This is a genomic window from Acidihalobacter yilgarnensis, assembly GCF_001753245.1.
Taxonomy (GTDB): Bacteria; Pseudomonadota; Gammaproteobacteria; order DSM-5130; family Acidihalobacteraceae; genus Acidihalobacter; species Acidihalobacter yilgarnensis.
Genome location: NZ_CP017415.1, coordinates 1448999 through 1463080, shown reverse-complemented (window position 1 = coordinate 1463080; position 14082 = coordinate 1448999). Strand labels below are relative to the sequence as shown.

The window sequence follows — 14082 nt, the reverse complement described above, 5'->3', positions numbered from 1 at the left end:
GGCACACCGCAAAGATGACGAAATAACCGCGTCACAGGCCCTTTTTCTCAATTTGCTTTGGCTATGCCCGCCTCGAAGCGGTTTTCCAGCACGAATCCGGTATCGTCCAGCCCCTCCACGGAGGCCACCGCGACAACCTGCTTCTTGCGCAGGCACACCACGCCACCGACGGAGGCGGCGATCGCGGAGCGGATGGCCGACTGCGGCCATGAGCGCGCCTCTTCGGCTTGCCCCACCAACGAAGCCAAGCGGAGCAGCGCGCCGGCGGGCGATCCCGCGTGGATGGTGGAAAAGGACCCGCCGTGTCCTGTGTTGAACGCCTGCAGCAGATCGTAGGCCTCGCGTCCTCGGATTTCGCCGAGCACGATTCGGTCGGGGCGTTGGCGCAGCGCCTCACGCAACAACGCACTCATGTCGGCCCCGCCACGCGACTCGAAGCGTACCCGGTTGGGATTCGGCACCGTCAGTTCAGGGGTGTCCTCGATGACGATCAATCGGTCCGTCGGCGGCAATTCCGCCAACAAGGCATTGATGAAGGTCGTTTTGCCCGATCCCGTCGCGCCCGCGACGAGGACGTTGCGCGATTCTTCCAGCAGGCGCAGGGTTTCCTGACGCACGATCTCGCCGTACATCGCCAGCGAAGCCTGCATCGGTACGTGGCGTCGAATACACAGCGTCGGTCCTTCGACCGCCGCCGGTTCCAGCACCGCGCCGACCCGCAGATGCCGTCCGACGCGGGCATCCACAATCGGGCACTGATCGCCGGCATCGATGCCGGCCAGCCTGCCGAGCGCGACAATGGCCGTTTCCACGGCATCCTTGGGCAGGGTGCAGTCGACGCGCCGCATGCCGGCCCTGTCCTCGACCCAGATATCGTCATGCCGGTTGATCATGACTTCGGTCACTTCGCCCGCGAACAGGTGACTCAAGGGCATCAACAGGGCGGACAAAAGCCGTTTTGCCTCGCGCGATTCCAGGGTTTCGCCCGGCTGTGCCGTCAAGGCGTCTTCCAGTCCACCGGCAAGCTGATCGGGGTTTGGGTGCGTCATACGAGATACCCATTTCTGAACGTCGGATTTCCAGCATCGCACCGTTGTCACCCCATGTTTTCGCTGAATAACGGTTGTGAGCGCGGTTATTTGGGTCCGTAGCAGGTTGGCGCGCCCCTCATGCTGCCTGCATGCAGAACTGGATATCCCATCTCCCCGACGGACTGGCCGACGACCCGCTGTTGCGCACGGCGTTGACGCATCGTTCCGCCGGCGAGCCTCACAACGAACGACTCGAATTTCTGGGGGATGCGGTACTGGAACTCGTCGTGTCCGAATGGCTGTACTGCAAACCCTCGCAGCTGACCGAAGGCGGCATGAGCCGGCTCCGCACCCGTCTCGTGGAACGGGATGCGTTGTGCCGGGTCGCGCAGAACATGGATCTCGCCGGACGGATCGCGCTTTCCGGCACTCACGCGCACCCGGAGACGCCATCGCCCCGAGTGCTGGCCGGCGCAGTGGAAGCCATCATCGGCGCGGTCTTCGAATATGCCGGATGGGAAGCGGCGAGAGCCTTCGTCACCGCCCTGCTTACCGTTGCCATGCAGAACCTGCCGGAGGACCCGGAGGACGCCAAGGACGCGAAAACGAAATTGCAGGAATGTTTGGCGCGGCGCCATGAGGCCGGACCGCACTATCGCACGGTGTCGGCGCGCGGCGGCCAGTTCATCGTGCATTGCACGGCCGGTGGTGTCGGCGGCGTGGGCATGGGCAGCAGTCGGCAAGAAGCCGAGTTCAGCGCCGCGGCGCAGTGCCTGGAAAAGCTCGCCGGGTGATCGGCTTGCCTGTTTTGAAGTTGTGGTTACGATCGTTTTGCGATTGGGAAATCGATCTAACCTATTGTTTAATTTAGGATATTTAATAATGAAGAAAGTGATTTTTCCTGGCGTCGCCTTGCTGTCTGTCGCCCTGGCCGGACCCGCCTATGCTTACGGCTTTTCGGATTTCTTTGGGGCTGTGCCCAACACGATTCAAGATGCGCATTCCGGCATCAATATCGGCATCGGACAGCTTTCGCAGCATTATCAGGAAACCTACAACGGTGCCTCGCTGGATTCTGAATCCGGCACGATCGACGGTCATGAGATTGGTGTTGGCGGCCAATGGAGTCATTTCGGTTTTCAGACGGATTACAGCCTGTTTTCCGGAAACACCCATTACAACGGCGCTGTGCAGAACATCCAAACGGGCACCATCACTCCGGTTCAGTCGCAGACAGGAAACAAGATCATCGACTTTGATCTCAAGTTCGATTACGGGTTCTCTCCGTTGCCCGGACTTGCCGTCATGCCGGATGTGCTTTGGGGCCGCCATGCGTGGTATCGAACGCTGGGCGGGGTCGGCGGCTATCAGGAAGATTATTACAATGGTTACGACGGCATCGGTCTGGATGTCGATTACAATCTCGGCCGCGGATTCGTGCTATCGGGAAATGTACAGTCGGGCAACACATTCGGCGCGTACGATAATATTTATATCGGCTCCGGCACCCGGGTTGATCTTGGGAGCCATAGCTGGACTCAGGAAGGGGTCAAATTGTCTTGGATTCCGAGCAACAACTGGAACGTGTTTGTGAGTTATTCGCAGACGAAATTCGGTTATGGCGCTTCTTCGATGAGCACCGTGCAAACTTCGATAGGAACCCTGTCGTTGCTTGAGCCGAACAGCACGACGCGCCAGGATGTCCTGATGCTGGGTATTCGGGTGTTTTGATGTTACTGGCAGCCTCAAAGCGGGCTATTTTGGCCCGTTTTGAGGCGTCAAGAAGTTGGTACTTTGAAACGGCTCTAAAAATTGCTCTTTTTTCAATGGATTGGAAGAAGGGTTCCCCCTGTGTATGCGGGGATGAGAGGCGAGCTATTCCCTGGGCTCACCGTTCAACATCGTTCCCCCCGTGTATGCGGGAAAGAGAGAATGATTCTTGCGTTCACGCAACTGTCTGATAAAGTTTGAGAAACTTTTGACACGGGATGCCAGTCATGTCCACCGCGGCCACTCAGCCCGGTCACGCTTCCAGGGACAACCGTTCGGTGGGTCCCTTGGCCGCGTTTGGGCTGACGCAGGCAAGACAGATACCCCTCTTCCTGCCTCACCGTTGGGATGACCTGCGGCACCCCATAACACAATTCGATTTCAAGTCCGGCGATGTTGGGCAGATGGTTCTCGTGCATGGGGTATTGAGCCGCGCGCCGGTGCTCAACACCCGCCCCTACCCTCGCCTGATCGGTCAGATGCTGGATGACGCCGGCCGCGCGCTTGAATTCACTCTTTACGGTACGGCGGCTGATCTCGATACGCTGCGTAGGACTTTGCCGTCAGGCTGCCGGGTGCATCTATTCGGCAAGCTCGACTTCGCGGGACGCGCATTGCGCCTCAAGGGCACTCAACCCGTTTCGCCTGAATGGGTCGGCAAGCTTCGTCCCATCTACTCTGGCAAACAGGGTTTGGAGCCGGATGTCGTTCGCCGGTACGTGCTGAACCGACTCAAGGCGCAGGTGCCCGATGCCGCCAACTGGCTTCGCGCTCAACTGGGCGAGTCGGAGATCAACGAATGGCACATGGTGTCAGGCCTTCCCATGCGGGTTCCACTGGAACGGGTGCTCTGGCTTGCTCATCGTCCGCGAACGCCGACCGAGGGGTGCGCTGCGCAGCAAGTGCTGGAGAGACTCGCCGCCTGGCATGCCCTGCGCGATCTTCGCGCCGCGCAACATCTTGGCGTGACCCGGTGGCACAATCCCGCACCCTGGGAACCGCAAGCTAGGGCGCTCGGCTTCGCACTCACGAAGGACCAGCGCACTGCCGTTGGGGAAATCCACAAGGATCTTTCCAGGCTCCAACCCATGCGCCGTCTGCTATCCGGTGACGTGGGAACCGGCAAAACGGCCGTTTTCGCGCTGGCGGCCATCTCCGTCGTGCGCGGCGGAGGGCGCGTGGCTATCCTGCTGCCGAACGAGCGACTGGCCGAGCAGGTACACGAGCGCATCATCGGCTGGTGGCCTGATGTCGCCGCTGTCTGCGTGACCGGCACAACAGAAAGCACGAGCGATTTGACCCATGCGCCATTACTGGTCGGCACGACGGCTCTGTTGCATCGAGAAATCGGGCACATGGATCTAGTCGTGGTCGACGAACAGCACAAGTTTTCCCGTGAACAGCGGGAGAAGCTCGTCGGCGACGGCACGCATCTGCTGGAAGCATCGGCAACCTGCATTCCGCGCTCCCAGGCGCTGATTCGCTTTGGCGCGCTAACGGTTTCGAAATTGCGGGACGGACCGGTCAAGAAGACCATTCACACCCGTCTCTGGCAAGCCGGCGAGCAGACCAAACTGTTTCAACAGATCCGCGAAACCTGCACATCCGGCAGTCAGGTCATCGTCGTCTACCCGCGCAAGGCCGGCGCCAATGAACCCGGCACCGGGCGCGATCGCAAATCGGCCGAGGACATGTTTCATCTGTGGGAGCGTCATTTCCCGGGACAAGTCATGCTGGCGCATGGCGGTCTGGATCAGGACGAAAACCGGGCGGCTATGGAGGCGATGAAGTCCGGTAAAGCCCGCATCCTCGTAGCCACCACGCTCGTCGAGGTGGGTATCGATCTGCCGGGTGTTCGACGCCTTGTGGTGATGAACCCGGAAACGCTAGGGCTGACCCAGTTGCACCAGCTGCGTGGCCGCGTGGCGCGCAACGGCGGCGAAGGCTGGTTCGATTTGTATCTATCCCGTCCGATGAAGGAAAAGACCTTGCAGCGCCTAGATGTCATGACGCGCACGACCGACGGCTTCGAGATTGCGGAAGCGGATCTGAGGCAGCGCGGCCATGGCAATCTTGCCGCCGATTCGAACCGGCAATCGGGCGACGACGGCGTGTTTCTCTTCGGGCGGCATGTAGGCTTCGATACCCTGGAAGCGGTTGCCGCGAAAATTGCTTGACCCGGTGCGCGACAAGCCCCGCCGTTCAGGGCGGGGAAGGATAGCGCGGACTTTGTTGCCGTCCTGGGGTTTTAGTGTGGCGTCTGCTGCTGTTCGATGTACTGTCGCACGATGGAAATCGGCGCACCGCCGCAGCTTGATGCGAAGTAGGACGGCGACCACAGTGCGCCTTTCCAGTAGCGTTTCTGGATGTCTGGCCGCTCCTTGCGCAGCAGGCGGCTGGACACGCCCTTGAGGCTGTTCACGAGATTGGAGACGGCGACCTTGGGTGGGTACTCGACCAGCAGATGCACATGATCGTCCTCGCCATCCATTTCGATCAGTCGCGCATCGAAGTCGGCGCTGGTCTTGGCGAAGATGATGCGCAGCCGGTCGATGGCGTCGCCGTCGAACACTTTGCGGCGATACTTCGCCACAAAGACCAAGTGAACGTGCATCTTGAAAACACAGTGCCGTCCGTGTCGAATATCGCTGTCATCGCTCATAGACCAAGAGTGTGATTTAACGCATGCAGCGCCTCCAAGCCTTCAAGTACGAATTGATGCCCACCGGTGAACAGCAGCGCCAGATGTGCCGCTTCGCGGGGTCGTGCCGCTTCGTGTTCAACAAGGCGCTGGCGTTGCAGAAAGAGCGCTACGAGAAAGGTGAGAAGAAGCTCGGCTATGCGGGCCTGTGCAAGCTGCTCACCGAGTGGCGCAACGACACGGGAACCGTGTGGTTGGCCGATGCGCCAGTGCATCCACTACAACAGACGCTCAAGGACCTGGAGCGGGCGTACAGCAATTTCTTCGCCAAACGAGCCGACTTCCCGCGTTTCAAGAAGAAAGGCCAGTCCGATAGCTTCCGCTACCCCGATCCGAAGCAGATCAAGCTCGATCAGGACAACGGGCGCGTGTTCTTGCCCAAGCTCGGCTGGCTGCGCTACCGCAACAGCCGGGAAGTGCTGGGCACGGTCAAGAACATTACTGTGTCGCAGAACAGCGGGAAGTGGTTCGTGTCGATCCAGACCGAGCGAGAGGTTTCGCAGCCCATTCCGACCGGCGATGCGGTTGGCATCGACATGGGTATTGCCCGCTTTGCCACGCTCTCGGACGGTACGTTCTACGCACCCCTCAATAGCTTCAAGCGGCACGAAACCGCCCTGCGCAAAGCCACAGCAGGCGATGAGCCGCAAGGTGAAATTCAGCAACAACTGGATGAAGGCGAAGGCCCGCGTCCAGCGTATCCATTCCCGCATCGGCAACGCCCGCCGCGACTTTTTGCACAAAGCCACGACCACGATCAGCCAAAACCACGCGATGGTGTGTATCGAGGACTTGCAGGTTCGGAACATGTCGAGATCCGCGACGGGAACCACCGAGAAACCGGGCCGTAACGTTCGGGCTAAATCCGGCCTGCACAAATCCATCCTCGACCAAGGCTGGTTCGAGTTCCGTCGTCAACTGGACTACAAGCTGGCGTGGAACGGCGGCTGGCTGGTCGCCGTGCCGCCGCAGTACACCAGCCGCACCTGTCCGTGCTGCGGCCATATCTCGGCGGACAACCGGCAGACGCAAGCGCAATTCCTTTGCGTCGAATGCGGTTTCGAGGAAAACGCCGATGTGGCCGGCGCGATCAACATCAAAAGGGCGGGACACGCCCGGTTCGCCTGTGTAGTGAGCGGTGCAGCAATGCCGCCAGCAGCAGGAACCCACCGAAGCGACTCAGGAATGGCTCAATGCCGCGCCTGAGCGCCGTAGGAATCTCCGGCCTTCAAGCCGGGGAGGATGTCAACCGGTGCACTACAAGATGCGGTCTTGCCATCTGGAGCCTGAATCGGCATCAGCGCACAAGCTCCCGATTCGGCCGTTCTTGAGTTGAGTCGAACAGATGCCACTCGATCCCCATCACGCTGCCACTATCCTGAATTTTGACGCTTTCGCGATCGGCCTCACATGACGGTTCTCGCGGCGCATTTCGACAATGCCGTAGTTGGACAGCATTTTCAGCGTTCGGGAAAGATTGCCTTGCTTGCGGCCAGTCGCCTCGGCCAAAGCAGAGATCGATTCCGGCTTGATTTCCATGATGACTTTAAGCAGTGCGCGGTTGTCGTCGCTCAGCACCTCGGCCAGGGAGCGCATGGACGTGAACCACACTTTGGGTTCGCTGGGTTTCGGCTTGTATTCACCGCGCGCGATGGCCAGCATCCGCTCTCGAATCTGTTCTTGCGGCATGATGCCGATAACAATCTGTTTCATTGGCTTTCACCCTCTTTCAGTACGCGATCCACGTCTACAAAAAAATCCGCCAGCAACTGGGCGGCGTCCTGAAACTCATAGGGCACACCTTTGTCAGAGACATGACGATGTTTGTGGTCATGGGCAAGGATGCGTCCCACATACTTGAACTTCTTCGGCGGTTTGACTGCGTGCGCGTTGTCGTACCCTAAAATCCTCTTGCCATAGGGTTCGTGGAGCGTCAGGGAGTAGCGGATACCATGCGGAACGGCAGAGCTTGCCTCGATGCGCCAAACCTCGAACTTGACCCAATACCCACGGCCTTGATCGATGATCTGACCATCCAGGTCTAACAGGGTATCTATGCCATGATCTGCGCGCATAGTTAACTATATCATCAGCTGATATTAATTGGCACTAGACAAGTATCTCCCAGTCTAAATGCACGGCGCTCTGGGGCGGCACTAAGCCACCCCTGAGTCGCTTTGATGGGTGTTCCTGCTGCTGGCGGCATTACCGCACCGCTCACTTCACAAGCTAACCGGCGTGTTCCGCCCAAAGAACAGTCACGCTTGAGCGCGGAGGCGCGATCAATCGTCCGCATGCAATTCCGTCATCAGGCCATCGACACTGGCGAGCGCTTGCCCTTCCCGGCCTCAAGCTCCGCAATCGCCTTCCGAGTGATTGAGCTGGGAATCTTCATTCTGATGATCTTCGTTGTGTTCGACACGCACGGGCAATGTTTCAGCAAACCGTTTCGAAGCGGTTCCCCTTGACGCCCATACTGTTGATTTTTTTTGAGAATTTCGCGTGCGCTCTTTAACAGTTGAAACGGTTTTAACTGTTCCTTTGGTTTTAGAAATCGAGGCATAGGTTGGATACAGGGGTCCCAAGGGGGTGAGCGAAGCGAATCCCCCTTGGCGCCGAGCGAAGCGAGGCGGAGGGTTTTGGTTTTGGTTTTGGTTTTGGTTTTGACTTTGACGTTGATTTTGACTTTGGTTTTTTTTTAACTTCTTAGGGGTAATAACTTATCGCGCGCCCGCGCCCGCGCCCGCGCCCGCGCACGCGCGCGCGTATCTCGTCAAGCTTCTAGATATTTAGGTATCGAGATATTTTGATATACAGGTTATTCGATGTCTTGATGTTCACGCAGTCCGATCAGCTTGCGTTTTCCCGCAAATCGGCATGCTGGTCACGGAAATCGCGAAAAAGCTCCGGATTTTAGGTTATTCCGGCATCCGGGCGGTCATCTGCCGGTTTACAACGGTACGACCCACTGAGCGAAACCCTGACCTGGAGGTGCTTTCATGGCCGTGTCGACCTTTATGCGCAAGCTCTGGGCCGTTGATTTGCCGCAGGACGCCCGCTTGCTGGGCGCCTATCTTGCCACCGGGCCGCATACGGACCGGCTGAACGCACCGCGCGTGCCACCCTGGTACGCCATCGGCGATCTCGGTCTCGACGAAAACCGCTACCAGGGGGCACTCTCGGAACTCATGTCCGCAGGACTGGTGCGCTATTGCCCGCAGACGCACCGCAATCACCTGGTCGGCATGCTCCGGCGAGCGGCGAATCCCAACGTGGCGACAGGCCGCATGCGGCTTTGGCGGGATTTACCCGCAAGCTCGGTGGTGCGGGGCAGCCTTGCCCTCGAACTGCTGGACCTCGATCGCGAGCGACTCGACGAGGTGGCCGTACAAGCGCTGGAGAAGGCGGCAAAGCCTGCCCCCATCGTTCCGCCGCCATCGGGCGGCAGGACCTCGGAAAAGACGGATCGGCCGGCACGGCAAGACGCTGAACAGCCATTCGCGCCGACCGCATCGGCGCAACCCGATGCTTCGTACGCATCGTCAGTTCGGCAACCGGCTCAGCAGCCGGGCGCCGAACAACCGGGCGCGGACAGCCCCGCCCAGCGTGAACGCGACAAGCCTTTGTGTGAAGCGGTTGCCGAGACAACGGTCACCGTCGATGCGTCTGCGCCACCGACGGCTAATGGTACCAATGGTTCGGACGAAAAGCCGTACCGGGACCCGCTGCGGCGCTACAACAGCATCACGGTCGTCGAGCATGATCGAGCGATCCTGGCGCAGGATGCCCGTCGCCGCGCCTCTGGTATTGACCAGGATGCCCCGAAACCCGCTGCCACGCATGCCAGCAACCTGTTACGTCGCCTGATGCCGGAGGCCGCGGCCGAGTCGCCCGCTGGCAGCGAATCCACTATCAAGCCCCATCCTGCCGATGCGCCGGCGCAGGCCGAACCCGAAACCGCGCTGTCTCGCGATGTCAGCCGAACCGAACACGCGGCGAGGCCCGAAACGAACCTCACGGACGCGCAACAAAAACCGACGACGACACCGGTGCAGGAATCCGTTCAGGCGCCGGAAGACTTTGCGCTGGAATCGCCGTCAGCTGCCCCGCCCTCCACCCGGGAAAAACCCAAGAGTCCGGCCAGCCTGACCTGGGAAGCCTACGCCGCCGCCTACGCCCAACGTTATGGCGCAGAACCCGTTCGCAACGCCAAGACGAACGGCCAGTGCGCGCATCTGGTATCGCGAATCGGCGCGGACGAAGCCCCGCAGGTCGCCCGATGGTACGTCGGGCAAGGCGGTTTCTATGCGCAGCGCTGTCACCCAATGGATTTGCTCGTGAAGGATGCGGAAACGCTGCGGACCCGTTGGGCCACCAACCGTCCGGTCGATCCGGCTGGACGTCGGCGCAGCGACGACGAAGTGGCCGGCACGCTGGCGAACAAAGGCATACGCGCAGGACAAATGAGCCAACGGTCGGAAGCCGCACTGGCCGCGCTGTTTGCCGAACAGATGGATGAAATGCTTGTCCGCGAAGGGATATCGCTCAGCGCGACCGCGCCCTGAGTTGCGTTATCCAGGTCCCGTGCGGTAATGGCGTCAGGAGGTTTTTTGCGATGAACGGAAAACAGGACTTCGAGCGCTTTGCCGCCATCTGGTTTGGGACCCAGGACGCCTATGGGCGCACGCCGACGGCGGTCGAGGTGAAACTCGCTTTTGCCGCGTTGTCGCGCTGGTCCCTTGACGAAGTCACGCGGGGTATCGAGCGCCATTTCGGTAACCCGGACGGCGGCCGCTTCCCGCCCAAGCCGGCGGACATCATCCGCATGATCATGGGCGGCGGCACCGAAGATCTCGCCCTGCGGGCCTGGAGCGCGGTGGAACGCACGATCCGCAGCATCGGTCCGTATCGGTCCATCTGCGGCGGCGACCCCATCACGTTGTGCGTGATCCGTGACATGGGCGGCTGGATCAGGCTGTGCGCCAACCAGAGCGAGCGCGAACTGGATTTTTCCGCGCGCGAGTTCGTCAAACGCTACGCCGCCTATGTCGCCCACGGCGGCGCCGTCGAGCCACCGGATCATTTGCCCGGCATTCAGGAACGAGATGCGATTGCCAGCTGTTTCCCGGACCTGTGCGAGGCACCCGTGCCGATGCTGGAGACCGGCAATCCAGAGCATCGCGAAGCGATTTGGTATGACCGCGATGTTCGAACGCTGGAGGCGGGGCATTGAGATGCATATCCGAAACTTTTCAAGCCCGGGTGCGCACATGGCGGCAACCGAACCAATGCGCAACGCTTGTTATTTGGCCGGAAGGCAGTCCGACCCGCGTCGAAACGGCCAGAGTCGGCTCGGGTCGCTGGCGAACATCGGTTTCGCGTGTCGGGAAAGACACCTGTCTCGATTGGCTGGATACCAGCGAACTTTCAGCCTTCGCGCGGCATCGCAAGCTGGTCGCGGCCTTGGTGTTCAGATTGCCCGAGCCGGATGCCTGACGCTGGCATGGTTCGGCTTGACGCTGGGTGGAGGTTCCGGCTTCGCGCAGGGCGCGCCGCTTGCGCCGCCCAGGCTCGGTCGAATGACGGCCCGATCGTTCTTGACGTGCGCGCGCGCCGAGCAGCGCATGGAGCATGTCCCCGCGCAGGTACTCGCCGGCATCGCGCGTGTCGAAGGCGGTAGGCCCGGTACCGTGCGGGTGGATGCCAACGGCACGCGCGATTTCGGGATCATGCAGGTCAACAGCGTGTGGCTTCCTCGCCTGCACCGGCGGTTCGGCATCACACGCAGCGCGCTGCGCGACAACGTGTGCGCCAACGTGCTCGCGGCCTCCTATGTGCTGTCGCGCGATTACCGGCGCTATGGCGACTGGTGGCAAGCCGTCGAAGCGTATCACGCAGGCTATGCCCTCGGCGCCGGCGTGCAGTACGCGACGCGCGTCATGCGATTTGCGATAAACCACGGGTTCGATGCCAGCGGTCAGATCCTGCTGGCCGATGCCGGCGACTGAATATTGAGTGAGAAGGAGAATTGTTCGATGAACGATATTGACGACGATGAAATCGGCAAGGCGGTCATCATGGCCGATGCGTCCGATAGCCCCATCAACGAACGCACGCTCGAAGCATTCGGCAACATTTTCGCCCGCCGTTTTGGGCGACACGGCCTGCTGGCGGGACGCCGTATCTCGGCGTTCGAGTATACGTTTAGCCTCGAAAACGGCAGCCTGACGATCACGGTTGTCGAACGGCGTCTCAACCCGTTCTGGCGGCTGCTGTTCATGCCGCTCATGCTGGCGCGCGGATTGCCCCCGTTGGGCTTTCTGATCCTGCGGCGCCGTCTGCTCAGCCGCGCGCTGACCGAATCCAGGGTTTTGCTGTCGCAGGAAGGATAATCACATGAGATTTCATGTAGGACTGGTATCGCCTCGGCGCGCATTCGACACATCCCGGCTACTGGCTTTGTTTGGATTTGGAATCGGCTTTATGGCCTTGCTCGCGGCCTTTTCAATGGAATGGTTCGTGGGATGGCAGCCCTGTTCCCTGTGCTGGGTGCAGCGCGGCTGCCTGCTGGCGATCGGCGTCGGGCTGGGGTACCGCGGGTTTTTCGCAAAACCTTGCGCCTGGTGCAGCCGCGTGGCTTTTGTGGGCGCCCTGGGCGGACTGCTGTCCGCGCGATTTCAATATAGCGAGGTTGCCTCCGGTGCCCCCGTATGCCCCCTGCAGATCGCTGGCGCTGCGCCGAATTGCGCCATCGCCGGCGCGCATCTCTGGCTGGGATTTCCGTTGGCCGCCTGGGGCGTCGCCATATTCCTGGTGCAGCTGACCCGGTGCGCGACAAGCCCCGCCGTTCAGGGCGGGGAAGGATAGCGCGGACGGCGTAGCCGTCCTTGAGTTTTAGTGTGGCGTCTGCTGCTGTTCGATGTACTGCCGCACGATGGAGATTGGCGCTCCACCGCAAGATGAGGCGAAGTAAGACGGCGACCAGAGAACGCCACGCCAGTAGCGTTTCTGGATATCGGGTCGCTCCTTGCGCAGCAGGCGGCTGGAAACGCCCTTGAGGCTGTTCACGAGATGGGAGACGGCGACCTTGGGCGGGTACTCGACCAGCAGATGCACATGATCGTCCTCGCCGTCCATCTCGATCAGTTGCGCCTCGAAGTCGTCGCAGGTCTTGGCGAAGATGATGCGCAACCGGTCGATGGCGTCGCCATCAAACACTTTGCGGCGATACTTCGCCACAAAGACCAAGTGAACGTGCATCTTGAATACGCAGTGTCGTCCGCGCCGAATATCATTGTTATCGCTCATAGACCAAGAGTCTAATTCAGGACATGCAGCGTCTCCAGGCCTTCAAATACGAACTGATGCCGACCGGCGAGCAGCAGCGCCAGATGCGCCGCTTCGCCGGATCGTGCCGGTTCGTATTCAACAAGGCGCTGGCGTTGCAGAAAGAACGCTACGAGCAAGGCGAGAAGAAGCTCGGCTATGCGGGCCTGTGCAAGGAACTCACCGCCTGGCGCAACGGCGCGGAAACGCCCTGGCTCTCCGATGCGCCGATTCACCCGCTGCAACAGACGCTCAAGGACTTGGAACGGGCCTATTCCAACTTCTTTGCCAAACGGGCCGATTTCCCGCGTTTCAAGAAAAAGGGACAGGGCGACAGTTTCCGCTACCCCGACCCGAAACAGATCAAGCTCGATCAGGTCAATAGCCGCGTGTTCCTGCCCAAGCTGGGATGGCTGCGCTACCGCAACAGCCGGGATGTGCTCGGCGCGGTGAAGAACGTCACCGTGAGCCAGTCCTGCGGCAAGTGGTTTGTGTCGATCCAGACCGCGCGCGAGGTCGAGCGGCCCATTCCGACCGGCGATGCGGTTGGCATCGACATGGGCGTGGCGCGGTTCGCCACGCTCTCGGACGGCACGTTCTTCGCGCCACTCAACAGCTTCAAGCGGCATCAGGACAGGTTGCGCAAAGCGCAGCAGGCCATGAGCCGCAAACAGAAGTTCAGCAACAACTGGAAGAAGGCCAAGGCCCGAGTCCAGCGCATTCATTCCCGGATCGGCAACGCCCGCCGCGACTTCCTGCACAAGACCTCGACCGCGATCAGCCAAAACCACGCGATGGTGTGTATCGAGGACTTGCAGGTACGGAACATGTCCACGTCGGCGGCTGGTAACACCGAAAAACCGGGCAGGAATGTTCGGGCCAAGTCTGGCCTGAACAAATCCATCCTCGATCAGGGCTGGTTCGAGTTCCGCCGCCAACTGGACTACAAGCTGGCGTGGAGCGGCGGGTGGCTCGTTGCCGTGCCGCCGCAGTACACCAGTCGGACTTGTCCGTGCTGCGGCCATGTCTCGGCAGACAACCGCCAGACGCAGGCGCAATTCCTCTGCGTCGAATGCGGCTTCGAGGACAACGCCGATGTCGTCGGCGCGATCAATGTGCTAAGGGCGGGACACGCCCGGTTCGCCTGTGAAGTGAGCGGTGCCGTAATGCCGCCAGCAGCAGGAACCCACCGAAGCGACTCAGGAGCGGTTCAATGCCACGCCTGAGCGCCGTAGGAATCTCCGCCCTTCCCGC

The 14082-nt window shown here is 60.6% G+C and carries 16 protein-coding genes and 1 pseudogene; 12 read left to right on the top strand and 5 right to left on the bottom strand.

Going from position 1 to position 14082, the window contains the following annotated elements; all coding sequences use genetic code 11:
* Nucleotides 1-47 precede the first annotated feature (47 nt).
* On the bottom strand, nt 48-1049 hold the full coding sequence (locus BI364_RS06970; protein ID WP_070078118.1) for a CpaF family protein: 1002 nt from the start codon (nt 1047-1049) through the stop codon (nt 48-50).
* A 131-nt stretch (nt 1050-1180) separates the two neighbouring features.
* On the opposite strand from BI364_RS06970, the gene BI364_RS06965 reads away from it, so the two are divergent.
* From BI364_RS06965 to BI364_RS06955, 3 genes are all read left to right on the top strand, one after another.
* Nucleotides 1181-1825, top strand: coding sequence for a ribonuclease III family protein (locus BI364_RS06965; protein ID WP_070078117.1), 645 nt, complete (start codon nt 1181-1183; stop codon nt 1823-1825).
* Nucleotides 1826-1913: 88 nt separating this feature from the next.
* A complete protein-coding gene (locus BI364_RS06960; RefSeq protein ID WP_070078116.1) occupies nt 1914-2762 on the top strand; it encodes a hypothetical protein in 849 nt (282 codons plus the stop codon).
* 266 nt (nt 2763-3028) lie between these two features.
* Nucleotides 3029-4978: a DEAD/DEAH box helicase gene (locus BI364_RS06955; RefSeq protein WP_070078115.1), complete on the top strand. Its 1950-nt coding sequence runs from the start codon at nt 3029-3031 to the stop codon at nt 4976-4978.
* A gap of 71 nt (nt 4979-5049) precedes the next feature.
* Here the strand turns inward: BI364_RS06955 and tnpA (BI364_RS06950) are convergent, their stop codons facing one another.
* On the bottom strand, nt 5050-5463 hold the full coding sequence (tnpA, locus tag BI364_RS06950; protein WP_083251217.1) for an IS200/IS605 family transposase: 414 nt from the start codon (nt 5461-5463) through the stop codon (nt 5050-5052).
* 23 nt (nt 5464-5486) lie between these two features.
* Here tnpA (BI364_RS06950) and BI364_RS18910 point away from each other — a divergent pair.
* Nucleotides 5487-6071 (top strand): annotated as a pseudogene (locus tag BI364_RS18910) (RNA-guided endonuclease InsQ/TnpB family protein); the annotation flags it as partial.
* Complete coding sequence (locus BI364_RS18905) at nt 6022-6708, top strand: RNA-guided endonuclease InsQ/TnpB family protein (protein WP_322111776.1); 687 nt, start codon at nt 6022-6024, stop codon at nt 6706-6708. The pseudogene BI364_RS18910 and the gene BI364_RS18905, both read left to right, overlap by 50 nt.
* Before the next feature lie 156 nt (nt 6709-6864).
* Here the strand turns inward: BI364_RS18905 and BI364_RS06940 are convergent, their stop codons facing one another.
* Together BI364_RS06940 and BI364_RS06935 are read right to left on the bottom strand one after the other, a co-directional pair.
* Nucleotides 6865-7215, bottom strand: a complete 351-nt coding sequence (locus BI364_RS06940; RefSeq protein WP_070078114.1) for an HVO_A0114 family putative DNA-binding protein — start codon at nt 7213-7215, stop codon at nt 6865-6867.
* Nucleotides 7212-7577 (bottom strand): toxin-antitoxin system TumE family protein, encoded by a 366-nt coding sequence (locus tag BI364_RS06935; RefSeq protein ID WP_070078113.1) that lies wholly within the window; start codon nt 7575-7577, stop codon nt 7212-7214. Before BI364_RS06935 ends, BI364_RS06940 begins: the two co-directional genes overlap by 4 nt.
* Before the next feature lie 105 nt (nt 7578-7682).
* Between BI364_RS06935 and BI364_RS18285 the strand changes: the two genes are divergently transcribed.
* The 6 genes from BI364_RS18285 to BI364_RS06905 all read left to right on the top strand — a co-directional run bounded on the left by BI364_RS18285 (nt 7683) and on the right by BI364_RS06905 (nt 12369).
* Entirely contained in the window at nt 7683-7970 is a 288-nt protein-coding gene (locus BI364_RS18285) for a hypothetical protein (protein WP_197495923.1), read from the top strand.
* A 531-nt stretch (nt 7971-8501) separates the two neighbouring features.
* A complete protein-coding gene (locus tag BI364_RS06930; protein WP_070078112.1) occupies nt 8502-10067 on the top strand; it encodes a hypothetical protein in 1566 nt (521 codons plus the stop codon).
* Nucleotides 10068-10117: 50 nt separating this feature from the next.
* The gene (locus tag BI364_RS18280; protein ID WP_070078111.1) at nt 10118-10735 is read left to right on the top strand and encodes a DUF6475 domain-containing protein; all 618 of its coding nucleotides are present in this window, start codon (nt 10118-10120) and stop codon (nt 10733-10735) included.
* A 37-nt stretch (nt 10736-10772) separates the two neighbouring features.
* Nucleotides 10773-11510 carry a lytic transglycosylase domain-containing protein gene (locus tag BI364_RS17290; protein WP_197495921.1) on the top strand — a complete coding sequence of 246 codons (738 nt, stop codon included), beginning with the start codon at nt 10773-10775 and terminating at the stop codon, nt 11508-11510.
* Nucleotides 11511-11537: 27 nt separating this feature from the next.
* Nucleotides 11538-11894, top strand: a complete 357-nt coding sequence (locus BI364_RS06910) for a hypothetical protein (protein ID WP_070078108.1) — start codon at nt 11538-11540, stop codon at nt 11892-11894.
* A gap of 4 nt (nt 11895-11898) precedes the next feature.
* Nucleotides 11899-12369 (top strand): disulfide bond formation protein B, encoded by a 471-nt coding sequence (locus BI364_RS06905; protein WP_083251215.1) that lies wholly within the window; start codon nt 11899-11901, stop codon nt 12367-12369.
* Between the two features lie 27 nt (nt 12370-12396).
* On the opposite strand, the gene tnpA (BI364_RS06900) is transcribed toward BI364_RS06905, so the two are convergent.
* A complete protein-coding gene (gene tnpA / locus BI364_RS06900) occupies nt 12397-12810 on the bottom strand; it encodes an IS200/IS605 family transposase (RefSeq protein ID WP_083251214.1) in 414 nt (137 codons plus the stop codon).
* Nucleotides 12811-12833: 23 nt separating this feature from the next.
* Between tnpA (BI364_RS06900) and BI364_RS06895 the strand changes: the two genes are divergently transcribed.
* Nucleotides 12834-14054 (top strand): RNA-guided endonuclease InsQ/TnpB family protein, encoded by a 1221-nt coding sequence (locus BI364_RS06895; protein ID WP_070078106.1) that lies wholly within the window; start codon nt 12834-12836, stop codon nt 14052-14054.
* Nucleotides 14055-14082: the final 28 nt, after the last annotated feature.